26 protein-coding genes and 1 other RNA gene are annotated in these 26294 nt (G+C 60.9%); 20 read left to right on the forward strand and 7 right to left on the reverse strand.

The window, feature by feature from the left end:
- The first annotated feature begins 296 nt into the window (after nucleotides 1-296).
- On the forward strand, nucleotides 297-1862 hold the full coding sequence (locus tag KGA83_RS24015; RefSeq protein WP_108219162.1) for a methyl-accepting chemotaxis protein: 1566 nt from the start codon (nucleotides 297-299) through the stop codon (nucleotides 1860-1862).
- 95 nt (nucleotides 1863-1957) lie between these two features.
- On the opposite strand, the gene KGA83_RS24020 is transcribed toward KGA83_RS24015, so the two are convergent.
- Nucleotides 1958-2632 carry an alpha/beta family hydrolase gene (locus tag KGA83_RS24020; protein WP_108219163.1) on the reverse strand — a complete coding sequence of 225 codons (675 nt, stop codon included), beginning with the start codon at nucleotides 2630-2632 and terminating at the stop codon, nucleotides 1958-1960.
- Nucleotides 2633-2726: 94 nt separating this feature from the next.
- Between KGA83_RS24020 and ccoN (KGA83_RS24025) the strand changes: the two genes are divergently transcribed.
- The 18 genes from ccoN (KGA83_RS24025) to KGA83_RS24110 all read left to right on the forward strand — a co-directional run bounded on the left by ccoN (KGA83_RS24025) (nucleotide 2727) and on the right by KGA83_RS24110 (nucleotide 19143).
- The gene (gene ccoN / locus KGA83_RS24025) at nucleotides 2727-4151 is read left to right on the forward strand and encodes a cytochrome-c oxidase, cbb3-type subunit I (protein WP_108219164.1); all 1425 of its coding nucleotides are present in this window, start codon (nucleotides 2727-2729) and stop codon (nucleotides 4149-4151) included.
- Between the two features lie 10 nt (nucleotides 4152-4161).
- Entirely contained in the window at nucleotides 4162-4770 is a 609-nt protein-coding gene (gene ccoO, locus KGA83_RS24030) for a cytochrome-c oxidase, cbb3-type subunit II (protein WP_008020035.1), read from the forward strand.
- Nucleotides 4771-4773: 3 nt separating this feature from the next.
- On the forward strand, nucleotides 4774-4968 hold the full coding sequence (locus tag KGA83_RS24035) for a cbb3-type cytochrome oxidase subunit 3 (RefSeq protein ID WP_108219165.1): 195 nt from the start codon (nucleotides 4774-4776) through the stop codon (nucleotides 4966-4968).
- Nucleotides 4965-5918 carry a cytochrome-c oxidase, cbb3-type subunit III gene (gene ccoP, locus KGA83_RS24040; RefSeq protein ID WP_108219166.1) on the forward strand — a complete coding sequence of 318 codons (954 nt, stop codon included), beginning with the start codon at nucleotides 4965-4967 and terminating at the stop codon, nucleotides 5916-5918. The genes KGA83_RS24035 and ccoP (KGA83_RS24040) overlap by 4 nt, the downstream gene beginning before the upstream one ends.
- A 482-nt stretch (nucleotides 5919-6400) precedes the next feature.
- Complete coding sequence (gene ccoN / locus KGA83_RS24045; protein WP_223531075.1) at nucleotides 6401-7843, forward strand: cytochrome-c oxidase, cbb3-type subunit I; 1443 nt, start codon at nucleotides 6401-6403, stop codon at nucleotides 7841-7843.
- Entirely contained in the window at nucleotides 7843-8451 is a 609-nt protein-coding gene (ccoO, locus tag KGA83_RS24050) for a cytochrome-c oxidase, cbb3-type subunit II (protein ID WP_010456412.1), read from the forward strand. Before ccoN (KGA83_RS24045) ends, ccoO (KGA83_RS24050) begins: the two co-directional genes overlap by 1 nt.
- 5 nt (nucleotides 8452-8456) lie before the next feature.
- Nucleotides 8457-8642: a CcoQ/FixQ family Cbb3-type cytochrome c oxidase assembly chaperone gene (locus tag KGA83_RS24055; RefSeq protein WP_003175465.1), complete on the forward strand. Its 186-nt coding sequence runs from the start codon at nucleotides 8457-8459 to the stop codon at nucleotides 8640-8642.
- On the forward strand, nucleotides 8639-9616 hold the full coding sequence (gene ccoP / locus KGA83_RS24060) for a cytochrome-c oxidase, cbb3-type subunit III (protein WP_108219168.1): 978 nt from the start codon (nucleotides 8639-8641) through the stop codon (nucleotides 9614-9616). Before KGA83_RS24055 ends, ccoP (KGA83_RS24060) begins: the two co-directional genes overlap by 4 nt.
- Before the next feature lie 177 nt (nucleotides 9617-9793).
- A complete protein-coding gene (locus KGA83_RS24065) occupies nucleotides 9794-10048 on the forward strand; it encodes a type II toxin-antitoxin system Phd/YefM family antitoxin (protein ID WP_177413331.1) in 255 nt (84 codons plus the stop codon).
- Nucleotides 10048-10458 (forward strand): type II toxin-antitoxin system VapC family toxin, encoded by a 411-nt coding sequence (locus KGA83_RS24070; RefSeq protein WP_108219170.1) that lies wholly within the window; start codon nucleotides 10048-10050, stop codon nucleotides 10456-10458. Before KGA83_RS24065 ends, KGA83_RS24070 begins: the two co-directional genes overlap by 1 nt.
- 205 nt (nucleotides 10459-10663) lie before the next feature.
- Nucleotides 10664-12079, forward strand: a complete 1416-nt coding sequence (gene ccoG, locus KGA83_RS24075; RefSeq protein ID WP_108219171.1) for a cytochrome c oxidase accessory protein CcoG — start codon at nucleotides 10664-10666, stop codon at nucleotides 12077-12079.
- An 11-nt stretch (nucleotides 12080-12090) separates the two neighbouring features.
- A complete protein-coding gene (locus KGA83_RS24080) occupies nucleotides 12091-12630 on the forward strand; it encodes a FixH family protein (RefSeq protein ID WP_108219172.1) in 540 nt (179 codons plus the stop codon).
- A gap of 109 nt (nucleotides 12631-12739) precedes the next feature.
- Complete coding sequence (locus KGA83_RS24085) at nucleotides 12740-15190, forward strand: heavy metal translocating P-type ATPase (RefSeq protein ID WP_108219173.1); 2451 nt, start codon at nucleotides 12740-12742, stop codon at nucleotides 15188-15190.
- Between the two features lie 22 nt (nucleotides 15191-15212).
- On the forward strand, nucleotides 15213-15431 hold the full coding sequence (gene ccoS / locus KGA83_RS24090; protein WP_056721958.1) for a cbb3-type cytochrome oxidase assembly protein CcoS: 219 nt from the start codon (nucleotides 15213-15215) through the stop codon (nucleotides 15429-15431).
- The gene (locus KGA83_RS24095; RefSeq protein WP_108219174.1) at nucleotides 15424-16107 is read left to right on the forward strand and encodes a sulfite exporter TauE/SafE family protein; all 684 of its coding nucleotides are present in this window, start codon (nucleotides 15424-15426) and stop codon (nucleotides 16105-16107) included. The genes ccoS and KGA83_RS24095 overlap by 8 nt, the downstream gene beginning before the upstream one ends.
- Before the next feature lie 199 nt (nucleotides 16108-16306).
- On the forward strand, nucleotides 16307-17689 hold the full coding sequence (gene hemN, locus KGA83_RS24100) for an oxygen-independent coproporphyrinogen III oxidase (protein WP_223531099.1): 1383 nt from the start codon (nucleotides 16307-16309) through the stop codon (nucleotides 17687-17689).
- Nucleotides 17690-17779: 90 nt separating this feature from the next.
- Nucleotides 17780-18514 (forward strand): fumarate/nitrate reduction transcriptional regulator Fnr, encoded by a 735-nt coding sequence (fnr, locus tag KGA83_RS24105; protein ID WP_007995802.1) that lies wholly within the window; start codon nucleotides 17780-17782, stop codon nucleotides 18512-18514.
- Nucleotides 18515-18594: 80 nt separating this feature from the next.
- Nucleotides 18595-19143: an adenine phosphoribosyltransferase gene (locus KGA83_RS24110; protein ID WP_108218883.1), complete on the forward strand. Its 549-nt coding sequence runs from the start codon at nucleotides 18595-18597 to the stop codon at nucleotides 19141-19143.
- Between the two features lie 129 nt (nucleotides 19144-19272).
- Here KGA83_RS24110 and KGA83_RS24115 read toward each other — a convergent pair whose 3' ends face one another.
- From KGA83_RS24115 to dnaX, 5 genes are all read right to left on the reverse strand, one after another.
- Nucleotides 19273-20421: an acyl-CoA dehydrogenase family protein gene (locus KGA83_RS24115; RefSeq protein ID WP_223531076.1), complete on the reverse strand. Its 1149-nt coding sequence runs from the start codon at nucleotides 20419-20421 to the stop codon at nucleotides 19273-19275.
- A 136-nt stretch (nucleotides 20422-20557) separates the two neighbouring features.
- Entirely contained in the window at nucleotides 20558-21160 is a 603-nt protein-coding gene (gene recR / locus KGA83_RS24120; RefSeq protein WP_007995809.1) for a recombination mediator RecR, read from the reverse strand.
- A gap of 79 nt (nucleotides 21161-21239) precedes the next feature.
- Nucleotides 21240-22274 (reverse strand): NADP-dependent oxidoreductase, encoded by a 1035-nt coding sequence (locus tag KGA83_RS24125; RefSeq protein ID WP_108218885.1) that lies wholly within the window; start codon nucleotides 22272-22274, stop codon nucleotides 21240-21242.
- Between the two features lie 263 nt (nucleotides 22275-22537).
- Nucleotides 22538-22876: a YbaB/EbfC family nucleoid-associated protein gene (locus KGA83_RS24130; RefSeq protein WP_007971455.1), complete on the reverse strand. Its 339-nt coding sequence runs from the start codon at nucleotides 22874-22876 to the stop codon at nucleotides 22538-22540.
- 67 nt (nucleotides 22877-22943) lie between these two features.
- The gene (dnaX, locus tag KGA83_RS24135; RefSeq protein ID WP_223531077.1) at nucleotides 22944-25025 is read right to left on the reverse strand and encodes a DNA polymerase III subunit gamma/tau; all 2082 of its coding nucleotides are present in this window, start codon (nucleotides 25023-25025) and stop codon (nucleotides 22944-22946) included.
- A 123-nt stretch (nucleotides 25026-25148) separates the two neighbouring features.
- Here dnaX and KGA83_RS24140 point away from each other — a divergent pair, with 123 nt between their 5' ends.
- Entirely contained in the window at nucleotides 25149-25946 is a 798-nt protein-coding gene (locus KGA83_RS24140; protein WP_223531078.1) for a substrate-binding periplasmic protein, read from the forward strand.
- A 60-nt stretch (nucleotides 25947-26006) separates the two neighbouring features.
- On the opposite strand, the gene ffs is transcribed toward KGA83_RS24140, so the two are convergent.
- An RNA gene (ffs, locus tag KGA83_RS24145) (signal recognition particle sRNA small type) lies at nucleotides 26007-26103 on the reverse strand.
- Between the last annotated feature and the right edge of the window lie 191 nt (nucleotides 26104-26294).

Genomic DNA, 26294 nt, shown 5'->3' on the forward strand with positions numbered 1-26294 from the left:
CCCTTTTCCAAAAGCTGAACAACAATCAAATTCCATTAATCTAAATGCAGGAAACCCGGCGACACCCTGAATGTTATGTACCGCTTCCTACCTGACTAAAAATAACGCCATGCGCAAAATAGCCGCGAATCATACGCGCCGGGTTCATTAAGGGAAACCTGAAAAGTTCAACCGCTGGGCAGGTCAATCCTTTCAACGCAGGGCGAAATTGAGACACACGTCGGGCTCTTAAAAAACATTCAATAAATCCGCGACGCAGCCGACAACGCTTGAAAGCCTTGCGGATTGAAAAAGCCATGCGTAACAACCAGCCAATTACACAGCGCGAGCGGACCTTCCCGGCTCAGCAACGGTTGATTTCCACCACCGATGCCAAGGGCATGATCACCTACTGCAACGACGACTTTGTCGAAATCAGCGGATTTACCCGAGAGGAGCTGATCCGTGCACCGCACAACCTGGTCCGTCACCCCGACGTCCCGGCCGCGGTGTTCGCGCACATGTGGGGCACACTCAAACAAGGCTTGCCATGGATGGGCATTGTCAAGAATCGCTGCAAGAGCGGTGATCATTACTGGGTGAACGCCTATGTGACACCGATCTTCGAAGGCAATCAGGTGATCGGTTACGAGTCGGTGCGGGTCAAGCCCACCGCCGAACAGATCCGCCGCGCCGAAGCGCTCTACCAACGCATCAACCAGGGCAAGTCGGCCGTTCCCTCCTCGGATAAATGGTTGCCGATCCTGCAGGACTGGCTGCCGTTCATTCTGGTCAGCCAATTGAGCTTCATGATCGGTGCGTCGCTGAACTCCCATTGGGGGTTTGCCCTGGCAGCAGGGCTCTCGGTGCCGCTGGGCCTGATGGGCCTTCAGTGGCAACAACGTGGCCTCAAGCGTTTGCTGCGCCTGGCCGAGCAGACCACCTCCGATCCGTTGATCGCACAGATGTACACCGACAGTCGCGGCGCCCAGGCGCGCCTGGAAATGTCCATCCTCAGTCAGGAGGCACGCCTGAAAACCTGCCTGACCCGCCTGCAGGACACGGCCGAACACCTGACCGATCAGGCCAGGCAGTCCGATGCCCTGGCACACAACAGTTCCAGCGGCCTGGAACGCCAACGGGTCGAAACCGAGCAAGTGGCTACCGCGGTCAACCAGATGGCCGCTACCACCCAGGAAGTCGCCAGCCACGTACAACGCACCGCCGATGCCACCCAGGAAGCCAATCGCCTGACCGGTCGTGGTCGCGACATCGCCGGGGAAACCCGTGAAGCCATCCAGCGCCTGTCGGTGGTGGTCGGTGAAACCGGCGTGACCGTGACTCAACTGGCCAAGGACAGCAACGAAATCGGTGGCGTGGTCGACGTGATCAAAGGCATCGCCGACCAGACCAACCTGCTGGCGCTGAACGCTGCCATCGAAGCGGCCCGTGCCGGCGAGATGGGTCGTGGTTTTGCGGTGGTGGCCGACGAAGTCCGTCAGCTGGCGCAACGCACCAGCGAATCCACCGGGCAGATTCATGCGCTGATCGCCAAGCTCCAGCAAACCGCCAGTACTGCCGTGCAGACCATGGAAGCCGGACATCGTCAGGCGGAAGAAGGCGTGGCGCGGGTACTGGAAGCGGACCAGGCACTGGTGGGGATCAGCGAAGCGGTGGCCAACATTACCGACATGACCACCCAGATCGCTGCCGCGACCGAAGAGCAAAGTGCCGTGGCCGAAGAAATCAGCCGCAACATCAGCAACATTTCGGACCTGGCGGACCAGACCTCGGAACAGGCACAGAACTCGGCGTTGCTGAGTGAAGAGCTGACCAAGACGGCCAATACCCAGTATTCGTTGGTGGAGCGGTTTAACCGGTAAGGCTTCAGACCGCCTTCGCTGGCAAGCCAGCTCCTACATGGGATCGCAATCTCCTGTAGGAGCTGCCGAAGGCTGCGATCTTTTGATCTTGCCTCTCACAAAAATGCTGCAACCTTCCCCGCCGCAGCCGTCAAATGCTGCTCATGGCTAAACCCCGAAGCCTTCAATGGCTTCAAGTCATGATCCCCCGCCACCAGCCAGAACACCTCGATACTCGGCGATAGCGCATACCCCTCGACCGCCTCGCGATTGCCCAGTGCATCGCGCTCGCCCTGCACGATCAAGGTCCGAGTCTTCAGCCCGGCCAGATGTTCGACCCGTGGTTTCTCCGGCTTGCCCACCGCATAAAACGGATAGCCCAGGCACACCAGCGCATCCGCCCCCAATTCATCCGCCAGCAGGCTGGCCATGCGACCGCCCATGGACTTGCCGCCAATGGCCAGCGGCCCAGTGACATGGCGTCGCACCTGGGCATACACCTCGCGCCAGCATTCCAGCAGTTTCGGCGCCGGGTTCGGCGGGCGTTTGCCGCCGTCGAGGCGCCGCTGCGCCATGTAGGGAAACTCGAAGCGCAACACGTTGAGGCCTTGAACGGCGAGGCGTGCAGCCATGTCGCTCATCCAGTCGCTGTCCATCGGTGCGCCGGCGCCGTGGGCGAGGATCAGCGTCGTCGCAGCCTTGCCAGCGGCGGCATTCCACAACCATCCATGATCACGCACGCACTGCGCCCATTGATCCCCGTCAATACCGGCCTTGTGCCCTTTGTCCATGCTTGCCTCGCTTTCAGTCTGCCTATAACTCCGGCCGAAGAGTGCATTGCCTTGCGCTGCGCGCTCACTTCGGCTGAACCGTGGATGGGGAACCATGAACACTTCTATCAGTACCGCCTACAACTACAAGGTGGTCCGCCAATTCGCCATTATGACGGTGGTGTGGGGCATCGTCGGCATGGGGCTCGGGGTTTTTCTCGCTGCCCAGTTGGTCTGGCCCGAACTCAACTTCAATTTGCCGTGGACCAGCTTCGGCCGCTTGCGCCCGCTGCACACCAACGCGGTGATCTTCGCCTTCGGCGGCTGTGCGTTGTTCGCCAGTTCGTTGTACTCCGTACAACGGACGTGCCAAACACGCTTATTTGCTCCCGCAATTGCGGCCTTCTGTTTCTGGGGCTGGCAGCTTGTAATTTTGCTCGCGGCCATCAGCCTGCCGCTGGGCTACACCAGCTCCAAGGAATACGCGGAACTGGAATGGCCGATCGACATCCTGATCACCATCGTCTGGGTCGCCTACGCCATCGTGTTCTTCGGCACGATCATGCAGCGCAAGACCAAGCACATCTATGTCGGCAACTGGTTCTTCGGTGCGTTCATCGTCACCGTGGCGATCCTGCACATCGTCAACAACATGGAATTGCCGGTCAGCTTCACCAAGTCCTACTCCCTGTACTCCGGTGCCACCGATGCGATGGTGCAATGGTGGTACGGGCATAACGCCGTGGGCTTTTTCCTCACCGCCGGTTTCCTGGGGATGATGTACTACTTCGTGCCGAAACAGGCCGAGCGCCCGGTGTATTCCTATCGCCTGTCGATCGTGCACTTCTGGGCGCTGATCACCCTGTACATCTGGGCAGGTCCGCACCACTTGCACTACACCGCGCTACCGGACTGGGCGCAGTCGCTGGGCATGGTGATGTCGCTGATCCTGCTGGCACCGAGCTGGGGCGGGATGATCAACGGCATGATGACCCTGTCGGGCGCCTGGCATAAGTTGCGCAGCGACCCGATCCTGCGCTTCCTCGTGGTGTCGCTGGCGTTCTACGGCATGTCGACCTTCGAAGGGCCGATGATGGCGATCAAGACCGTCAACGCCCTCTCCCACTACACCGACTGGACCATCGGCCACGTACACGCCGGCGCCCTGGGCTGGGTGGCGATGATCTCCATCGGCGCGCTGTACCACATGATCCCGAAAGTCTTCGGCCGCGAGCAGATGCACAGCATCGGCCTGATCAACGCGCATTTCTGGCTCGCCACCATCGGCACGGTTCTGTACATCGCCTCGATGTGGGTCAACGGCATCGCCCAGGGCCTGATGTGGCGTGCGGTGAACGAGGACGGCACGCTGACTTACTCCTTCGTCGAAACTCTGGTGGCCAGCCACCCTGGCTTCGTCGTGCGGCTGGTGGGTGGCGCGATCTTCCTCAGCGGCATGTTCCTGATGGCCTACAACACCTGGCGCACCGTGCGGGCCTCGCAGCCTGCCGAAGTCGCCGCTGCCGCGCAGATGGCCTGAGGAGTCCGCCATGAAACACGAAACTATCGAGAAAAACGTCGGCCTGTTGCTGCTGCTGATGATCCTGGCCGTGAGCATCGGTGGCCTGACCCAGATCGTCCCGCTGTTCTTCCAGGACGTGACCAACAAACCGGTGGAAGGCATGAAGCCCTACACCGCGCTGCAACTGGAAGGTCGCGACATCTACATCCGCGAAGGCTGCGTCGGCTGTCACTCGCAGATGATCCGCCCGTTCCGTGCCGAGACTGAACGCTACGGGCACTACTCGGTGGCCGGCGAAAGCGTCTGGGATCATCCGTTCCTCTGGGGCTCGAAACGCACCGGGCCAGACCTGGCGCGAGTCGGTGCGCGTTACTCGGATGACTGGCACCGCGCGCATTTGTACAACCCGCGCAACGTCGTGCCGGAGTCGAAGATGCCGGCCTACCCGTGGTTGGTGGCCAACCAACTCGACAGCAGTCATACCGAAACCAAGATCAAGGCCATGCGCACCCTGGGCGTGCCGTACACCGACGAGGACATTACCGGCGCTGTCGCTTCGCTCAAAGGCAAGAGCGAGATGGATGCGCTGGTCGCCTACCTGCAAGTGCTCGGCACTGCGATCAAGAGCAAGAGGTGAGCAATGTTTGAATTGAGCACTGGAATGATCCGCGGCCTGGGCACCGTCGTGGTGTTCGTCGCGTTCATCGGCCTGACCCTGTGGGTATTCAACGGCAAGCGCGGCCCGGAATTCGCCGAAGCACGCCTGCTGCCGTTCGCCGACGAGCCACAACCCGACATTACTGAAGAACCTGTCACAAGGAGTACCCGCCCATGACCACCTTCTGGAGTACGTGGATCTGCGTACTGACCATCGGCAGCCTGATCGGCCTGACCTGGCTGCTGATCGGTACCCGCAAGGGTGAAACCAAGGGCAGCGTCGACCAGACCATGGGCCACAGCTTCGACGGCATCGAGGAATACGACAACCCGTTGCCGCAATGGTGGTTCATGCTGTTTGCCGGCACGCTGGTGTTTGCCATCGGCTACCTGATCCTTTATCCGGGCCTGGGCAACTGGAAAGGCGTTCTCCCCGGCTATGAGAACGGCTGGACCGGCGTGCACGAATGGGAAAAGGAGATGGCCAAGGCTGACACGAAGTTCGGGCCGATCTTCGCCAAATTCGCGGCGATGCCTGTGGAAGAAGTGGCCAAGGACCCGCAAGCGCTGAAAATGGGCGGCCGCCTGTTTGCCTCCAACTGCTCGGTGTGCCACGGCTCGGATGCCAAGGGTGCATACGGTTTCCCCAACCTGACCGACAGCGACTGGCGCTGGGGCGGCAATGCAGAAACCATCAAGACCACCATCATGGGTGGCCGGATGGCGATGATGCCGGCCTGGGGTGAAGTCCTGGGGGAAGATGGTGTGAAGAACGTCGCCGCGTATGTGCGCCACGGCCTGGCCAAGCTGCCATTGCCTGCCGACAGCAAAGCCGATCTGCAGGCCGGACAGCAAGCGTTCAGCACCACCTGCGTGGCTTGCCATGGTGCTAACGGCCAGGGCACTGAAGCCATGGGCGCACCGAACCTGACGCACCCGACCGGCTTCATCTACGGGACGAGCCTGACGCAGCTTGAACAGACGATTCGGCACGGCCGCCAGGGCCATATGCCAGCACAGGCCGAACTGCTCGGCAATGACAAAGTGCAATTGCTGGCCGCGTATGTGTACAGCCTGTCCCACGGCTTGAATACCGAGCGCTTACAGGCTGAAGACAACCGCAAATAAATCCCGACCGCTCTGCTGCTGCATTCTCCCGGATGCGGCAGTTCCCTGCCCCTTTGCGACGCATTGTCGCACCCTCTGTGACTCTTCCTTTCGGATCCCCGGATTCGAGTCTAAGCTTCCCCCGATGCGGACTGGCCGGTGCCGGTTCCAGGTCGACCCTGAACGATGTGTTCGACGAATCTGCCCGATGACAGGCCGCAAAGGCTGGTAGATACCGGCTGTCGCACCAATTGCCTTCGGTCAGCCAAACGTTGCGTTTGAACACACCCCGTTACATCCGACCTGACCCCCTCACCTGATCAGTCCGCCGGGACGTTTTGCCCGCGGGCAATTTTGTCCTTACGCGGCGCATGGAAAGGCCGCAGAATCAGCTTTTGAACGCATTGACCCAGGTCATGGCGCGTTGCAATGACCCCTTGCTTTCTCCATACTTGCGGCCGATTTTTAATCCTAATAAAACACCCAAACCGTGGAACCTTAGAATGAGCACAGCAATCAGTCCGACTGCTTATAACTATAAGGTAGTCCGCCAGTTCGCCATCATGACGGTGGTCTGGGGGATCCTTGGCATGGGGCTCGGTGTCTTCATCGCCTCGCAACTGGTCTGGCCGGAGTTGAACTTCGGTCTGCCATGGACGAGCTTTGGACGCCTGCGCCCGTTGCACACCAACCTGGTGATTTTCGCCTTCGGTGGATGTGCACTGTTTGCCACTTCTTATTACGTCGTGCAGCGAACCTGCCAAACGCGACTGATTTCCGACAGCCTCGCCGCCTTTACCTTCTGGGGATGGCAAGCGGTGATCGTCGGCGCGATCGTGACCTTGCCGCTGGGTTACACCACCACCAAGGAATACGCGGAACTGGAATGGCCCCTGGCTATTCTGCTGGCCATCGTCTGGGTTACTTACGGTCTGGTGTTCTTCGGCACCATCACCAAGCGCAAGACCAAGCACATCTATGTCGGTAACTGGTTCTACGGTGCCTTCATCGTCGTGACGGCGATGCTGCATATCGTCAACCACATGTCGCTGCCGGTCAGCCTGTTCAAGTCGTACTCGGCCTACTCGGGCGCGACGGACGCGATGATCCAGTGGTGGTACGGCCACAACGCCGTGGGTTTCTTCCTGACCACCGGTTTCCTGGGCATGATGTACTACTTCGTGCCGAAACAGGCCGAGCGCCCGATCTACTCCTATCGCCTGTCGATCGTGCACTTCTGGGCGCTGATCACCCTGTACATCTGGGCCGGTCCGCACCACTTGCACTACACCGCACTGCCGGACTGGGCTCAGTCCCTGGGCATGGCGATGTCGATCATCCTGCTCGCGCCGAGCTGGGGCGGCATGATCAACGGCATGATGACCCTGTCGGGCGCCTGGCATAAGCTGCGCACCGACCCGATCCTGCGCTTCCTGGTCGTCTCCCTGGCGTTCTACGGCATGTCGACCTTCGAAGGCCCGATGATGGCCATCAAGACCGTCAACTCGCTGTCGCACTACACCGACTGGACCATCGGCCACGTACACGCAGGCGCCTTGGGCTGGGTTGCGATGATCTCGATCGGCGCCATCTACCACATGATCCCGAAACTGTTCGGTCGTGCGCAGATGCACAGCACTGCCCTGATCAACACCCACTTCTGGCTCGCGACCATCGGTACCGTGCTGTACATCGCCTCGATGTGGGTCAACGGCATCACCCAGGGCCTGATGTGGCGTGCAATCAACGACGACGGCACCCTCACCTACTCGTTCGTCGAAGCGCTGCAAGCCAGCCACCCGGGCTTCATCGTTCGCGCCCTGGGCGGTGCGTTCTTCGCCACCGGCATGCTGTTCATGGCCTACAACGTATTGCGTACCGTACGCGCCTCGAACCCGGCTGAAGCCGAAGCCGCCGCCAAGATTGCCGTAGTTGGAGCTCACTGATGAAGCATGAAGCAGTCGAGAAGAATATTGGCCTGCTGGCCTTCTTCATGGTCATTGCCGTCAGCGTCGGCGGCCTGACCCAGATCGTTCCGCTGTTTTTCCAGGATGTCACCAACAAGCCGGTCGAGGGCATGAAGCCCCGCACCGCCCTGGAACTGGAAGGCCGGGACATTTATATCGCCAACGGTTGTGTCGGCTGCCACTCGCAGATGATCCGTCCGTTCCGTGCTGAAACCGAACGCTACGGCCATTACTCGGTCGCCGGTGAAAGCGTCTGGGACCACCCGTTCCTGTGGGGTTCCAAGCGTACCGGTCCGGACCTGGCCCGTGTCGGCGGTCGTTACTCCGATGACTGGCAGCGTGCGCACTTGTACAACCCGCGCAACGTCGTGCCTGAGTCGAAAATGCCGGCCTACCCGTTCCTCGTGGAAAACAAGCTCGACGGCAAAGATACCGCCAAAAAAATGGAGGTCTTGCGCACCCTCGGCGTCCCTTACACCGACGAAGACATCGCCGGTGCCAAGGATGCCGTGAAGGGCAAAACCGAAATGGACGCGCTGGTGGCCTATCTGCAAGGCCTGGGCACCATCATCAAAAGCAAACGGTGAATTGGATGGATATCGGGATGATTCGTGGCCTGGGCACCGTTGTCGTAATGGTGGCCTTCATCGGACTGGCACTGTGGGTGTTCAGTCCCAAGCGCAAGTCGGAGTTTGAAGACGCGACCTTGCTGCCTTTCGCGGATGATCCCGAAGCCATCAAGCACGTCGAGCAAGCTTCTAGGAGTAACAAAGAATGACTACATTCTGGAGTCTGTACGTCACAGTCCTCAGTCTCGGTACGATCTTTTCCCTGACCTGGCTGCTGCTGTCGACCCGCAAGGGCCAGCGCACCGAGCAGACAGACGAGACAGTCGGGCACTCTTTCGACGGGATCGCGGAGTACGACAACCCGCTGCCGAAATGGTGGTTCATGCTGTTCGTGGGCACCATCATCTTCGCACTGGGCTACCTGGCGCTGTATCCGGGCCTGGGTAACTGGAAAGGCCTGCTGCCGGGTTACGGCTACCTCGACAACGAGAAGCAGACCCCGTTCGCCAACGGCCAGACCGGCTGGACCGGCGTTCACGAGTGGGAAAAGGAAATGGCCAGGTCGGACGCCAGGTTCGGTCCGATTTTCGCCAAGTTCGCTGCCATGCCAATCGAGGAAGTGGCCAAGGACCCGCAAGCGCTGAAGATGGGTGGCCGCCTGTTCGCCTCCAACTGCTCGGTTTGCCATGGTTCCGACGCCAAGGGCGCCTATGGTTTCCCTAACCTGACCGACGCCGACTGGCGCTGGGGCGGCGAGCCGCAAACCATCAAGACCACCATCATGGGCGGCCGTCACGCCGTGATGCCTGCCTGGGCTGAAGTGATCGGCGAGCAAGGCGTGGCCGACGTGGCCGCGTTTGTCCTGACCAACCTCGATGGCCGCAAGCTGCCGGAAGGCACCAAGGCCGACCCGGTTGCCGGGCAGAAACTGTTCGCCACCAACTGCGTGGCGTGCCACGGTCCGGAAGGCAAAGGCACGCCTGCGATGGGCGCGCCTGACCTGACTCACCCGGCCGCGTTCATCTACGGTTCGAGCTTCGCTCAACTGCAGCAGACCATCCGTTACGGCCGTCAGGGCCAGATGCCTGCGCAAGAGGCGATGCAGGGTAACGACAAGGTTCACCTGCTGGCCGCTTACGTCTACAGCCTGTCTCACGGTGAGAAGGCAGCTGACGCCCAGTAAGGCAAACGCTTGAAGCAACAAAAAACGGCCCCGCCAATGTGAATTGGCGGGGCCGTTTTGTTTAAAGCGGACTCTGGGTTTCGACCGATGGTCATGCCCGACACCTTCTGCGAGGTTGTCGAATGCTGCACATGGTAGTAACGTTTCTACAAAGCTATTTCAGGAGGGCCAACCATGATGGCCATCACCACGATTTCCAGCCGCGAATTCAACCAGGACACAAGTGGTGCCAAAAAAGCCACTCGCCAGGGGCCTGTTTTCATCACCGACCGAGGCAAACCGGCCCATGTACTGCTAAGCATTGAGGACTACCAAAAACTGACCGGCACCCACGCCGACATCGTCGAACTTCTGGTGATGCCGGACGCAGCCGATATCGAATTCGAAACCGAGCGCGCCGTGATCAAACATCGCCCTGTGGATCTGTCCTGATGTTTCTACTCGACACCAACGTAATTTCTGAACTACGCAAACCCCAGGCTGACGCTAACGTCGTTGCGTGGGCCAAAAGTGTCATCTCTCCACGCATGTTCATTTCGGCTATCACCTTGAAGGAACTGGAGACAGGCGTTCTACGAATGGAGCGCCGGGATCCCGCCCAAGGGAAAGTCTTGCGCACTTGGTTGAAGCATCACGTCATGCCAGCCTTCGACGCCCGAATCCTGCCCGTCGATGCCGCCGTAGCGATTCGCTGCGCCAGTCTGCATGTCCCCGACAGAGCCAATGAAAGCGATGCCTTGATTGCGGCCACGGCGCTGGTTCATGGTTTGACCGTCGTTACACGCAATGTCGCAGACTTTCAGTCCAGCGGTGTACAACTGATCAACCCATGGGCCGAATGACCGGCGACATACGCAAAACCGGCCATAATTCCCAAGTCAATTGATTCAAGTCATTACACCATCAAATGATTTTGCCAAACGTGACCAAAGGTCGCACCCGCAGGCTAGAGCGACAGGCGTATCATTGAGCCACTGCAACACCCCTTTTTGACCGCGGTCGGCACGTACTGACCGAGGCACTTTTCCACTGCCGTGGGATGCAATGATGAGCAACCAGATTCCGCTACACGACGTCACGCCACCTGCCAAGAACGCGAACAACAGCGTCGACCTCTACGCCTCTCGAGAAAAAATCTACACCCGCGCCTTCACCGGCCTGTTCCGCAACTTGCGTATGACTGGCGGTGCCCTGTTGTTCCTGCTGTATTTCGGCACGGTGTGGTTGAACTGGGGCGGTCATCAGGCCGTCTGGTGGAACCTGCCGGAGCGCAAGTTCTTCATTTTCGGCGCCACCTTCTGGCCCCAGGACTTCATTCTGCTGTCCGGCATGCTGATCATCGCCGCGTTCGGCCTGTTCTTCATCACCGTGTACGCCGGCCGCGTCTGGTGCGGTTATACCTGCCCGCAAAGCGTCTGGACCTGGATTTTCATGTGGTGCGAAAAAGTCACCGAAGGTGACCGCAACCAACGCATCAAGCTCGACAAGGCGCCGATGAGCGCCAACAAGTTCCTGCGCAAGTTCAGCAAGCACACCCTGTGGCTGTTGATCGGTTTCGTCACCGGCATGACTTTCGTCGGCTACTTCTCGCCGATCCGCGAACTGGTATTCGACTTCTTCACCGGCCAGGCGGATGGCTGGTCGTACTTCTGGGTCGGCTTCTTCACCCTCGCCACTTACGGCAATGCCGGCTGGTTGCGCGAACAGGTGTGCATCTACATGTGCCCGTACGCGCGCTTCCAGAGCGTGATGTTCGACAAGGACACCCTGATCGTTTCCTACGATCCGCGCCGTGGCGAAAGCCGTGGCCCACGTAAAAAAGGCATCGACTACAAGGCTCAGGGCCTGGGTGACTGCATCGACTGCACCATGTGCGTCCAGGTCTGTCCGACCGGTATCGACATACGTGACGGCCTGCAAATCGAATGCATCGGTTGCGCCGCCTGCATCGATGCCTGTGACGCCATCATGGACAAGATGGAATACCCGCGCGGGCTGATCAGCTACACCACCGAGCACAACCTGTCCGGGCAGAAAACCCATAAACTGCGCCCGCGCCTGATCGGCTATGCCGTGGTGCTGCTGGCGATGATCAGCTTGCTGGCGACGGCATTCTTCATGCGTGCGCTGGTGGGTTTCGATGTCAGCAAGGACCGCGTGCTGTACCGCGAGAACGCCGAAGGCCGGATCGAAAACGTCTACAGCCTGAAAATCATGAACAAGGACCAGCGCGACCATACCTATGTGCTCGAAGCCTCTGGCCTGCCGGATCTCAAATTGCAAGGCCGGCGCGAGATCAAGGTCGCGGCCGGCGAGATCGTCAGCCAGCCTGCCGAGCTGTCCGTCGCGCCGGAAAAACTGCCCTCGAGCACCAACGAGGTGAAATTCATCCTCAAGGATGCCGATGACGACAGCGTTCACATTGAAGCCAAGAGCCGGTTCATCGGCCCACAAATTCGTTGAGAGAACTGAACATGCCCGCAGCAACTGCCGCAAGCCCCTGGTACAAGCACCTTTGGCCGTGGATCATCATCGGGATCCTCGCCTGCTCGGTGGCCTTGACCTTGTCCATGGTGACCATCGCGGTGAACAACCCGGACAACCTGGTCAACGACAACTACTACGAGGCTGGCAAAGGCATCAACCGCTCCCTCGACCGTGAGCTGCTGGCCCAGACCCTGAAAATGCGCGCCAGCGTTCATCTCGATGACGTGACCGGCGAGGTTGACCTGCGCCTGAGCGGCGAGAGCCAGCCCAAGACCCTGGAGCTGAACCTGATCTCGCCGACCCAGCCGGAAAAGGATCGCAAGATCACCCTGGCCCGCAGCGAAACCGAACAGGGCCGCTACATCGGCCAGTTGAGCGACAAGATCGAAGGCCGGCGTTTTATCGAGTTGCTCGGCACCCAGGACGACCACATCTGGCGCATGTTCGAAGAGGAACTGGTCAGCCATGACAAGGATCTGCTGCTCGGCGACGAACCGCTGCAAGGCGCCGAAGACCTGAAGAAATAATCTTTGCGCTTCGCGCTTCGCTGGCAAGCCAGCTCCTACAGGATCACACGAATCTGCGTAGGAGCTGGCTTGCCAGCGAAGAGGCCCATCCAGACACCATAGATTGCCCATGACCACCCCACTCCCCTGCTACCACTGCGCCCTGCCCGTCCCGACCGGCAACCGTTTCATCGCCGTCGTACTCGGGGAGTCCCGCGAATTCTGCTGCCCGGGTTGCCAGGCCGTGGCCGAGGCCATCGTCGCCGGCGGTCTGGAAAGCTATTACCAGCACCGCAGCGAAGCCTCGGCCAACCCCGAGGCGCTGCCGGTGCAACTGGTGGACGAACTGGCGCTGTACGACCGCGCCGATGTGCAGCAGCCCTTTGTTCGCCACGAAGGCGAAATGGCGCAAATCACACTGTTGATGGAAGGCATCAGTTGCGCGGCCTGCGGCTGGCTGATCGAAAAACACCTGCGCACCTTGCCAGCCGTGGCCGAAGCACGCCTGAACCTGTCCAACCATCGCCTGCACGTGCGCTGGACCGATGGGCAATTACCCCTGAGCCAGCTCCTCGGCGAACTGCGCCACATCGGTTACGCCGCACACCCGTATCAGGCCGACCAAGCCTGCGAACAACTGGCCAGCGAAAACCGCCTGGCCCTGCGCCAGCTCGGCGTGGCCGGGCTGCTGTGGTTCCAGGCGATGATGGCAACCATGGCTACCTGGCCGGAATTCAACATCGATCTCAGCCCTGAAATGCACACCATCCTGCGCTGGGTCGCACTGTTCCTCACCACCCCGATCGTGTTCTACAGCTGCGCGCCGTTCTTCAAAGGCGCCATGCGCGACCTGCGCACCCGCCACCTGACCATGGACGTTTCAGTGTCACTGGCCATCGGCAGTGCCTACATCGCCGGGATCTGGACCTCGATCACTGGGGTAGGCGAACTGTATTTCGATGCCGTCGGCATGTTTGCCCTGTTCCTGCTGGCCGGGCGTTATCTGGAGCGGCGCGCCCGCGAACGCACGGCCGCCGCCACCGCGCAGCTTGTAAATCTATTGCCCGCCTCGTGCCTGCGATTGACACCTGACGGCCAGAGCGAACGCATTCTGCTCAGCGAACTGCGTGTCGGCGACCAAGTGCTGGTTCATCCGGGTGCCATTCTTCCGGCTGACGGCAAGATCCTCGACGGTCAGTCGAGTGTCGACGAGTCGCTGCTGACCGGCGAGTACCTGCCGCAACCCCGCTCCCTCGGCGATGCGGTCACCGCCGGCACCCTGAACGTCGAAGGCGCACTGACCGTCGAGGTTCAGGCCCTGGGCCAGGACACTCGCCTCTCGGCCATCGTTCGCCTGCTCGATCGTGCCCAGGCCGAAAAGCCGCGACTGGCGGAAATCGCCGACCGCGCCGCGCAATGGTTCCTGCTGTTGTCGCTGATCGCCGCCGCCGCGATTGGCCTGCTGTGGTGGGAGCTGGACGCCTCGCGGGCCTTCTGGATCGTGCTGGCGATGCTCGTGGCGACCTGCCCGTGCGCCTTGTCGCTGGCGACGCCCACCGCTCTCACCGCAGCCACCGGCACCTTGCACAAACTTGGCCTGTTGTTGACGCGTGGCCATGTGCTCGAAGGCCTGAACCAGATCGACACGGTGATTTTCGACAAGACCGGCACCCTCACCGAAGGGCGCCTGGCCTTGCGCTCGATCCGCCCTCTCGGCGCGCTCGACAGCGCTCAATGCCTGAGACTCGCCGCCGCTCTGGAAAATCGGTCCGAACACCCGATCGCCCGTGCTTTCGGACGCGCGCCGATGGCTGCCGAAGAAGTCCACAGCACACCGGGCCTCGGCCTGGAGGGGCTGGTTGAAAGGCGACGCCTGCGCATCGGCCAACCTCGCTTCGTCTGCGAACTCAGCGGCGCCGTGGTGCCGTCGATGCCCGAAGAAGCTGGCCAATGGCTTCTGCTCGGCGACAGCCAGGGGCCGCTGGCCTGGCTCGTCCTCGATGATCGCTTGCGTGCCGACGCGCCTGCACTGCTGGCCGCGTGCAAGGCGCGTGGCTGGCGCACGCTGCTGTTGTCCGGCGACAGCTCGCCGATGGTTGCCAGTGTGGCGGCCGAACTGGGCATCGATGAAGCCCGCGGCGGTTTGCGCCCGGACGACAAACTGCAGGTCCTGCAACAACTGCACAAAGAAGGTCGCAAGGTGTTGATGCTGGGGGACGGGGTCAACGACGTGCCGGTGCTGGCGGCGGCGGATATCAGCGTCGCCATGGGCTCGGCCACGGACCTGGCGAAGACCAGTGCCGACGCCGTGTTGTTGTCCAACCGCCTCGACGCGCTGGTGCAAGCCTTCGGCCTGGCGCGGCGCACCCGCCGGGTCATTATCGAGAACCTGCTGTGGGCGGGGCTGTACAATGGCCTCATGCTGCCCTTCGCCGCCCTCGGCTGGATCACTCCGGTCTGGGCGGCGGTGGGCATGTCGATCAGTTCGTTGACCGTGGTGTTGAACGCGCTGCGCCTGACTCGAATGCCGAGCGCACCCGTCCTCGACGCCACGCCAGAAACCCGTCCGCTGCCGGCCTGAGCCGCGCGGGCATGGAGTCCAGATGCCAGCTCTATACGTGATGATTCCCGCTGCGCTGCTGATCGTGGCCATCGCCGTCTATATCTTCTTCTGGGCGGTCGACAGCGGTCAGTACGACGACCTCGACGGCCCGGCCCACAGCATCCTGTTCGACGACCAGGACCCGAACCACACCGCCGCCGTCGATGAGGCCAGCGGCCAACCGGCCAAAACGGACGACAAGGCCCCACCCCATGCTTGAATTGGCGCCCCAGCTGGTGTCTGCAGTGATCCTCGGCCTGCTCGGTGGCGGCCATTGCCTGGGCATGTGCGGCGGCTTGATGGGCGCGCTGACCCTGGCGATTCCCAAGGAACAACGCAGCCGCCGCTTTCGCTTGCTGCTGGCCTACAACCTGGGCCGGATCCTGAGCTATGCCTGCGCCGGGCTGCTGATCGGCCTGGCCGGATGGGCCGTGGCCAGCAGCCCGGCGGCGATGTTCCTGCGTATCCTTGCCGGCTTGCTGCTGATTGCCATGGGCCTGTATCTGGCTGGCTGGTGGAGCGGCCTGACCCGCATCGAAAGCCTCGGCCGAGGCTTGTGGCGGCATATCCAGCCAGTCGCCAACCGGTTGCTGCCGGTGTCGAGTGTTCCGCGCGCGCTGCTGTTGGGTGCGCTCTGGGGCTGGCTGCCGTGCGGCCTGGTTTACAGCACCTTGCTGTGGTCAGCCAGTCAGGGCAACGCACTGGACAGCGCATTGTTGATGCTCGCGTTCGGCCTCGGCACCTGGCCGGTGCTGCTGGCGACAGGCCTTGCCGCCGAGCGGGTCACCGCATTGTTGCGCAAACGCAGTGTGCGGATGGCGGGCGGACTGCTGGTGATGCTGTTCGGCATCTGGACCTTGCCGGGGCCGCATCAGCATTGGCTGATGGGGCATTAAAAAAAGCAAAGATCAAAAGATCGCAGCCTTCGGCAGCTCCTACATGGATTGGCGTACACCTGTAGGAGCTGCCGAAGGCTCGGGCCGCGTTCGGACGATCTTTTGATCTTGACACCCTTTGATGCAAATCAAGATGCCTTTGCGCACTTCTCCCTAGACTCGCAAACACTGCCAGCCTATCCGGGGGAATGCCCGCATGATGCTCGACGCCATTCGTTGGGACACCGATCTGATCCGCCGTTATGACCTGGCGGGACCACGCTATACCTCGTACCCGACCGCCGCGCAGTTCAACAGCCAGGTCGGCACTTTCGACCTGTTCCATGCCCTGCGCGACAGCCGCAAGGCTCAACGCCCGTTGTCGCTGTACGTGCACGTGCCGTTCTGCGCGAACATTTGCTATTACTGCGCCTGCAACAAAGTCATCACCAAGGATCGCGGCCGGGCGCAGCCGTACTTGCAGCGCTTGGAACAGGAAATCCAGTTGATCGCCTGCCACCTCGACCCCACGCAGAAAGTCGAGCAACTGCACTTCGGCGGCGGCACGCCGACCTTTCTCAGCCACGACGAACTGCGCCAGTTGATGGCGCATTTGCGCAAGCACTTCAATTTGCTGGACGACGACTCCGGCGACTACAGCATCGAGATCGACCCGCGCGAGGCCGACTGGTCGACCATGGGCCTGCTGCGCGAACTGGGCTTCAATCGGGTCAGCATCGGCCTGCAAGACCTCGACCCGGCAGTGCAACGTGCAGTCAATCGCCTGCAAAGCCTGGAAGAAACCCGCGCGGTGATCGATGCCGCCCGCACCTTGCAGTTTCGCTCGATCAACATCGACCTGATCTACGGCCTGCCGAAACAGACGCCGGAGAATTTCGCTCGTACCGTTGAAGAGGTCATCCACCTGCAACCGGACCGGTTATCGGTGTTCAACTATGCCCACTTGCCGGAACGCTTCATGCCGCAGCGGCGCATCAACAGCAATGAACTGCCGACACCCGCGCAGAAACTGGAAATGCTGCATCGCACCATCGAGCAACTGATCACGGCCGGCTACCGCTACATCGGCATGGACCACTTCGCCCTGCCCGACGATGAGCTGGCGATTGCCCAGGAAGAATCGACCCTACAACGCAATTTCCAGGGCTATACCACCCACGGTCATTGCGACTTGGTCGGCCTCGGCGTGTCGGCAATCAGCCAGATCGGCGACCTGTACTGCCAGAACAGCAGCGACCTGAACGAGTATCAGAACGTCCTTGCCACGTCGCAACTGGCCACCTGCCGAGGCCTGCTGTGCAACGCGGACGACCGCCTGCGGCGCGCGGTCATCCAGCAATTGATCTGCAATTTCAGTCTCGAATACGCCGACATCGAGCAAGCCTTCAATATCGATTTCCAGGGCTATTTCGGCGATCTCTGGCCCCAGTTGCAAGACATGGCCAAAGACGGGCTGATCGAACTCGATCGCGACAGGATCACCATCCTGCCCGCCGGGCGATTGTTGGTGCGCTCGGTGTGCATGGTGTTCGACGCGTACCTGGAACAACACAGTCGCCAGCGTTTTTCACGGGTAATCTAATTCTGCAAGCAAGCGCCCCAGACTGGCCTCGATATCCTATGGTGAGTTACCCTTACGTCTTATGTGTGAATTCCCACAAGGATTGAAGAAATGTCCGAGCCAGTAAAACTGCGCGCTCATAATCAAGCCCATTGCAAGGATTGCAGCCTGGCCCCTCTTTGCCTGCCACTTTCGCTGAATCTGGAAGACATGGATGCGCTGGACGAAATCGTCAAACGTGGCCGGCCGCTGAAAAAAGGCGAATTCCTGTTTCGCCAGGGCGATACCTTCGATTCTGTCTACGCAGTCCGTTCTGGCGCCCTCAAGACCTTCAGCCTGAGCGACACCGGTGAAGAACAACTCACCGGTTTCCACCTGCCCAGCGAACTGGTCGGCCTGTCGGGCATGGACACCGAAAAGCACCCGGTGTCGGCACAAGCCCTGGAAACCACCTCAGTGTGTGAAATTCCTTTCGAACGCCTCGACGAACTGGCCCTGCAATTGCCGCAGTTGCGCCGTCAGCTGATGCGGGTGATGAGTCGCGAAATCCGTGACGACCAGCAGATGATGCTGCTGTTGTCGAAAAAGACTGCCGACGAACGCATCGCCACCTTCCTGGTCAATCTCTCGGCACGTTTCCGCGCCCGGGGCTTTTCCGCCAATCAGTTCCGCCTGAGCATGTCGCGTAACGAAATCGGCAACTACCTGGGCCTGGCAGTGGAAACCGTGTCCCGCGTCTTCACGCGCTTCCAGCAAAACGAACTGATTGCGGCAGAAGGCAAGGAAATCCGGATTATCGACCCGATCCAGCTGTGCGCCCTGGCCGGCGGCTCACTGGAAAGCTGAAACGAACCGTTGCGGCTGCGCGGAACGGTTCAGCCGCCGTTATACTGAGTCGTTTGCAGCCCTGCCAGGATTCCTCGACTATGGCCTTCGATTCCTTCGACATCAAATCCCTCATCCGCCCTGTCATCGACTTCCCGAAACCGGGAGTGATCTTTCGCGACATCACCCCGCTGTTCCAGTCGCCCACGGCCCTGCGCCTGGTGATGGACAGCTTCGCCCACCGTTACGTCGAGGCTGACTTTACCCACGTCGGCGCAATGGACGCCCGTGGTTTCCTGATCGGTTCGGTACTGGCCTATCAGTTGAACAAGCCGCTGGTGCTGTTTCGCAAGCAAGGCAAGTTGCCGGCTGACGTGCTGGCCGAGGGCTATGCGACCGAGTACGGCGAAGCCTTCCTGGAAGTGCACGCCGACAGCCTGTGCGAGGGGGATTCGGTGGTGATGTTCGATGACCTGATCGCGACCGGCGGCACCCTGATTGCCGCCGCCAACCTGATCCGTCGCATGGGCGCGCGGGTGCATGAAGCTGCGGCGATTATCGATCTGCCGGAACTGGGTGGCTCGCAGCGCCTGGAAGACATGGGTATTCCTACCTTCTGCCTGACGCAGTTTGCCCTTTCCGATAAGTAAGTGGCGCCTGTCAGACCGCCATCGCGAGCAGGCTCGCTCCCACATTCGACCGCGTTCTGTCAGGAAGAATGCAATCCACTGTAGGAGCGAGCCTGCTCGCGATGGCGTCAGTAGCCTCACCAGATATCTTCAAAGCCCCATCTGCTTGCTGATGATCTCGTTCATCACTTCCCGCGTCCCGCCGCCAATCGACAGGATCCGGTTGTCGCGGTACAGCCGCTCCACCAGGCTCTCGCGCATATAACCCAGCCCACCGAGTATCTGCACCGCATCGGTGACGATCCGGTCTGCCGTATCCGTCGCAAAGTTCTTGGCCATGGAAATTTCCTTGATCACGCTCTGCCCCGCCGCCATTTTCGCGGCCTGGCGGTAAGTGAACTCCCGAGACACTTCCAGCGCGGTCGCCATCTCGGCAAGGCGATGCTTGATCACCTGAAACTTGCCGATCGGTTTGCCAAAGGCTTCGCGCTGGCGCGCCCATTTCAGGCTCTCCTCCAGCGCCAGTTGTGCGGTCATGTTGGCCATCAATGCCAGGGCCAGACGCTCGCTCTGAAAATTGCCCATGATGCAGGCAAAGCCCATGTTCTGGGTGCCGATCAGATTTGCTGCGGGCACCTGGCAATCATCGAAGAACAGTTCGGCTGTGTCTGACGCCCACCAGCCCATTTTCTTCAGCTGCCGCCCTACGGTGAAACCGGGCGTGCCCTTCTCGATCAACAACAGGCTGATGCCCGCGAAACCTGGCTCACCCGTTCGCACCGCAACGGTGTAGTAATCCGCGCGCACACCGCTGGTGATAAAGGTCTTGCTGCCACTAACCCGGTAAAAATCGCCATCACGCACGGCGCGGGTTTGCAGGTTGGCGACGTCGGAGCCGCCGCCGGGTTCGGTAATGGCCAGGGCGCTGATCTTCTCTCCCGACAGCACCTGCGGCAGCACACGATCCCGCACTTCGGGCCGGGCCCACTTGAGAATGGGCGGCAAGCCGATATCCAGCGAGCCCAGGCCGGCAACCAGCCCGCCTGAGCCGCAGCGCATCAACTCTTCACTGGCGGCCACCTTGGCGAACAGATCCCCTTCATGGCTGCCCCCGTAGGCTTGCGGATAACCGATGCCGAGAATCCCCGCCGCGCCGGCCTTGAGGTAGAGCTCGCGAGGAAAGCTTTCGGCTTCTTCCCACTGCTCGATATCAGGAAGAATCTCCCGCTCGACGAAACGTCTGACGCTGTCACGGACCAATTGGTGGCTGGGGTCGAAGTATTCCTGAAAGGCAGGCATCGGCGAGCTCCACTGAAGGGGTCAGTGAAGTTAACCGAGCGCTTGCTTGGTTTTCAACAGGATTGTGTGAGTCGGGTAGGCCGAGGCGCCTGGTTCGCTGGCAAGCCAGCGAAGGCGTCAGCCCGAACAACTCAAATCACAGAGAAATCGGCTTACGCCCCGCAAACGAATGCGCCAGCGTCCCGCCATCCACCAGCTCCAGTTCACCACCGAGCGGCACGCCGTGGGCGATACGCGAGGCGATCAGGCCTTTGTTGCTGAGCAATTGGGCGATGTAGTGCGCGGTGGCTTCACCTTCCACGGTCGGGTTGGTGGCCAGGATGACTTCGGTGAAAGTGCCGGCCTCTTCGATCCGAGCCATCAATTGCGGAATGCCGATGGCTTCCGGCCCCAGGCCGTCGAGCGGCGAAAGATGCCCCTTGAGCACGAAATAACGCCCGCGAAAACCAGTCTGCTCCACCGCATAGACGTCCATCGGGCCTTCCACCACGCAGAGCAAGGTGTCGTCGCGACGGGTATCGGCGCATTGCGGGCAGAGATCATCTTCGGTCAGCGTTCGGCACAAGCGGCAGTGACCGACCCCTTCCATGGCCTGGCTCAGGGCCAGCGCCAGTCGCGAGCCGCCGCTGCGGTCACGCTCGAGCAACTGCAACGCCATGCGCTGGGCGGTTTTCTGACCCACGCCGGGCAAAATTCGCAGGGCGTCGATCAGTTGGCGAATCAAAGGGCTGAAGCTCATGGTGGAAAAGTCCGACAAAACAACGAGACGCGGTTTATACCCGCGCCTCGGTTGAGCGTCAAATTGCAGCGTCAATTACTCAGTCACGGGAAACCCGAACCACCAATTTACCGAAGTTGCGCCCTTCCAGCATACCGATGAACGCATCTGGAGCCTGCTCCAGGCCATCGACCACGTCTTCGCGGAACTTGACCTTGCCATCGCGCACCCAGGGCGCCATGGCACTGAGGAATTCCGGCTGGCGATCACCATAGTCATCGAACACGATGAAGCCCTGGATGCGCGCCCGCTTGGTCAACAGGGTGCGCTGCAACAGTGGCAGGCGATCCGGCCCGCTCGGCGCTTCATAGGCGTTATAGGAGGCAATCAGGCCGCAGAGTGGAATCCGCGCCTTGGGATTGAGCAACGGCACCACGGCGTCGAATACCTTGCCGCCGACGTTTTCGTAGTAGATGTCGATCCCCTTGGGACAGGCTTGCGCCAGTTCCTCAGCAAAATCCGGGCTCCTGTGGTCGATGCAGGCGTCGAAGCCCAACTCGTCGACCACATAACGGCACTTTTTCGCACCACCCGCCACGCCGACCACGCGCAAGCCCTTGATCTTAGCCACCTGGCCGACCACCGAACCCACCGCCCCGGACGCCGCTGCAACCACCAGGGTCTCGCCAGCCTTGGGCTGGCCAATGTCCATCAGGCCCATATACGCGGTCATGCCCGGCATTCCCAGCACGCCAAGGGCCATCGACGCACTTGGCAATCCCGATGGCACGGGGATGATGCTGCGCCCGTCATTGATGCTGTGGCTTTGCCAACCGGTGGCACCGACCACCAGATCACCTTCCTGAAACTTCGGATTGAGCGAGCGTTCGACCCGGCTGACAGCGCCGCCGGTCATGACTTCGCCGATTTCCACCGGTGCTGCGTAGGACGGTGCGTCACTCATGCGTCCGCGCATGTAGGGATCGAGCGACAGGAAAACGGTCTTGAGCAGCACCTGACCGTCGGCCAGATCCGGCAGCGCCACCCGCTCCATGCGAAAGTTTTCCGGCGTTGGCGCGCCTATCGGGCGTGAAGCCAGGACAATGCGTTGATTGAGGGTCATGGGGTCGGACATGGCAGCGTCTCCTGTGATCGATGGGACTCGGTGATATAGGGAGCAGACCTTTGTGGTGGTATGGCGTTCGATGTTTACTCAGTTGGACCGGGGGCGACTTCTTCGCGAGCAGGCTAGCTCCCACATTTGGAATGCAATCCCCTGTGGGAGCGAGCCTGCTCGCGAAGGCGGCGTCACGGGCGACAAATACCTAACAGCCAGAAACAAAAATGCCAGGCGCTATGCCTGGCATTTTTGTAACTCATCTGCCGCCTGAAGGCGAATCAGAATGGCAGTTTCATGCCCGGCGGCAGTTGCATGCCGGCAGTCATGCTACCCATTTTGTCCTGGCTGTTGGCTTCGATCTTGCGCACGGCATCGTTGACCGCGGATGCGATGACCGCTTCCAGCATTTCCTTGTCGTCTTCGCTCATGCCTTCAACCAGGCTTGGGTCGATGGTCACGCTCTTGACGTCGTGACGACCGGTCATCACCACGGTGACCATATCGCCACCGGCCTTACCGGTGACTTCGGCGTTGGCCAGCTCTTCCTGCATCTTGGCCATTTTTTCCTGCATCTGCTGCGCCTGCTTCATCAGGCCGGCCATGCCACCTTTCATCATGGTAATCACCTCAAAAGTACTTGGATCAAAACAGCCCCCGACCCATGCGGCCGAGCGCCTTCAGTTATTAGCCCTGAGCGACCAGGGCGTCGACAGGTTCAATAGTATCGTTACGGACCACCGCACCGAACTGCTGCATCATTTGCTGGATGAACGGATCACCGTGGATCGATTCCTCCGCCTCGCGCTGACGGTTGGCGCGGCGGCGCGAAGCCGCTTGTGCCGGGGTTTCCTGCTCGGGCTTGATCAGCTCGATGCTCAGGATCAGTGTGCGCTGATGATACTGGTTCAGCGCATCGTTCAGGCGACGCTGCTGAGTGGCGTTGAACAAGGCACTGTGGGCCGGGTCAAGGTGCATCAGCCAATTGTCGCCATCCACCGCGATCAGCGTGCAGTTGGCGGCGATACTGCCAGTCATGCCGGAGATCGGCAATTTCGGAAACAGCTCCAGCCATTGCAGGGCCAAACCGGTGGCCGGCATTGCCGCGGGCTCAGGCTCGGGCTCAGGAGCCGGATCGGCGGCATGTTCGCTGGCCAGCTCGTCGAGGTAACTGTAGGCCGAATCCATGTCCGGCTCGATGTAATCCTCGTCCAGCGGCGGCTCGTCATCCAGGTCCATGCCCGGCGTCGCGGCATCGACGTCGGCCACCGAAGGTTCCGGGATCGGCGCGGCGGCCCACTCCGGGGCGTCCGGCACCACGCTGTCCGGCGTCGGCAACGGCATCGGCGGTAATTCGGGTTGATCGCTGACGGTTTCCAGTACAGGCTCCACCGCCGATTGCTGAACGGGCGCGGGCTCGACCGGGTCATTCCACGGCAAGTCGACAACCTCTTCGACCACGACCGCTTCAACCACAGGCGCAGGTTCTGGAACAGGCACAACGACCGGCGCAACCGGTTCCGGTGCAGGCGCTGGCGTCGCCACTGGCGCCGCCGCTATCGGTGCAACGGCCGCAGCGACTACCGGCGCAACAACCGGCGCGGCAGCCACTGAGTTTGCGGAATCAACTGTGGCCTGGCTGATCCCCACTGGCTTTAGCGGTTGCCTCGGGGCATCCGCGGTGTCTGCGGGGCGGAACGCCAGCATCCGCAGCAACACCATTTCAAAGCCGCCCCGGGGATCCGGTGCCAGCGGCAGGTCGCGGCGGCCGATCAGGCCCATCTGGTAGTAGAACTGCACGTCTTCAGCCGGCAGGGCCTGGGCCAGTGCCAGCACGCGATCACGGTCGCCGTGACCGTTATCGACGCCTTCCGGCAAGGCCTGGGCGATGGCAACGCGGTGCAGCACATTGAGAATTTCCGAAAGCACGCCGTTCCAGTCCGGGCCTTGCTCGGCCAGGTGGCGGACAGCTTCGAGCAACGCCTTGGCATCGCCTTCGATCAGCGCATGCAGGACGTCGTAGACCTGCCCGTGATCGAGGGTCCCGAGCATCGCCCGCACATCGGCGGCCATGACCTTGCCCTCACCGAAGGCAATCGCCTGGTCGGTCAGGCTCATGGCATCACGCATCGACCCGTCGGCGGCGCGGCCCAGCAGCCACAGCGCATCGTCTTCGAACGGCACATTCTCGACACCCAGAACATGGGTCAAGTGCTCGACCACGCGTTCCGGCGTCATGTTCTTCAGGGAGAACTGCAGGCACCGCGACAGAATCGTTGCAGGAAGTTTCTGCGGGTCGGTGGTGGCCAGGATGAACTTGACGTAGGGTGGCGGCTCCTCGAGGGTTTTGAGCAGCGCGTTAAAGGAATGGCTGGAGAGCATGTGCACTTCGTCGATCAGGTAGACCTTGAAGCGCCCACGGCTCGGGGCGTACTGCACGTTGTCGAGCAACTCGCGGGTATCTTCGACCTTGGTGCGGCTCGCGGCATCGATCTCGATCAGGTCGACAAAGCGGCCTTCGTCGATTTCGCGACACACCGAGCATTCGCCACAGGGGGTCGAAGTGATTCCTGTCTCACAGTTAAGGCATTTGGCAATGATCCGCGCGATGGTGGTCTTGCCGACCCCCCGGGTACCGGTAAACAGGTACGCGTGGTGCAGCCGCTGGCTGTCCAAGGCATTGATCAGAGCCTTGAGCACATGGGTCTGGCCGACCATTTCGCGGAACGAGCGCGGGCGCCATTTACGTGCAAGAACCTGATAACTCATCGAAAACCGTCGCAGCGAAGGAAGCAGAAGCGGCTAATGCTAGCGGAGCAAGGCACAAATTGCATCCGGTGCGCTCGTGTATTGTGGCTAAGCTGCACATCGGGGGCTATTAACGGAGTGTTTATGCGGCTGGCCTTGGGGGCATTGCTGTTGATCAGCCTGGACGGCGTGGCGGCGCAAGCTCCGCTGCGCTTCGTGATAACCGACAGTTGGACCATGCCCATGGTGCAACTTGAACAGGACAAACCGACCCAGGGCATCCTGTATGACGTGATGCTCAGCCTCGCGACCCAGGTCGGCGTACCGGCCGAATTCCATGTACTGCCCCGCGGGCGAGTGCAAAACGCCATGGAGCAAGGCGAAGTCGATGTCCGCTGTTATGCCGCGCAATCATGGCTGCCCCATCAGTCCGGCGACTACCTCTGGAGCATCCCGCTCTTTACCCAGCCCGACCTGTTGATCACCCGGAACGCGCGCCCCACTGCTGTGAACCCGGCGGATTTGCCAGATCAGCCCATCGGCACCGTGCTGGGCTACAGCTACCCGGCCCTGCAACCGCTGTTCGACACCGGCCAACTGCATCGCGACGACGCACGCAATCAGGAACTGGTGCTGGAAAAACTCCTCGCCGGCCGCAACCGCTATGCCGTCAGCAATCAATGGAGCCTGGACTGGTTCAATCAACGGCTGCTGTCGGACCAACAGTTGCACAGCGTGGCGGTGCTGCAGGAGCAGAATCTCGGCTGCTATATACGCAACGATCCGCAAGTGCCAGTGCAGCTCATTCTGCGCACCCTGGTGCGGATGAAGATGTCCGGGGAGATCGATGCGATAGTTCGGCTGTATATCGGTAACGAGCCTGCGGCTGTGGATAAATCGGAAACGACAAAAAACCGCCCCGGACAAGATCCTGGCAGCTAGTGAAAGTCTGTTTTCAGATAAATAACGCGAGAGAACACTCGCAAGGCGTTAAGGTGGTAACCCTACCAGCCACACCCCGGCACACAATGTCACCGCTGCGGCTGCTCCCTTCCAGGCCTGACCGGGTTCACGGTTGATCGTTGCGGGGGGACCGATAGGGTCACCATAACGACGCTCACCTGTCGGCGAGCCGCGCCATTGTACCTATCTGAGGCGAAGTTACAACCGTTCGGGGATATTAAAAAATATGAGCTGCTTCAAGGACATGCGCTGGCCTTAAAAGATCGCAGCCTGCGGCAGCTCCTACAGGTGTACACCGATCCATGTAGGAGCTGCCGCAGGCTGCGA

The organism is Pseudomonas sp. GL-R-19 (genome assembly GCF_019956375.1).
Lineage (GTDB): Bacteria > Pseudomonadota > Gammaproteobacteria > Pseudomonadales > Pseudomonadaceae > Aquipseudomonas.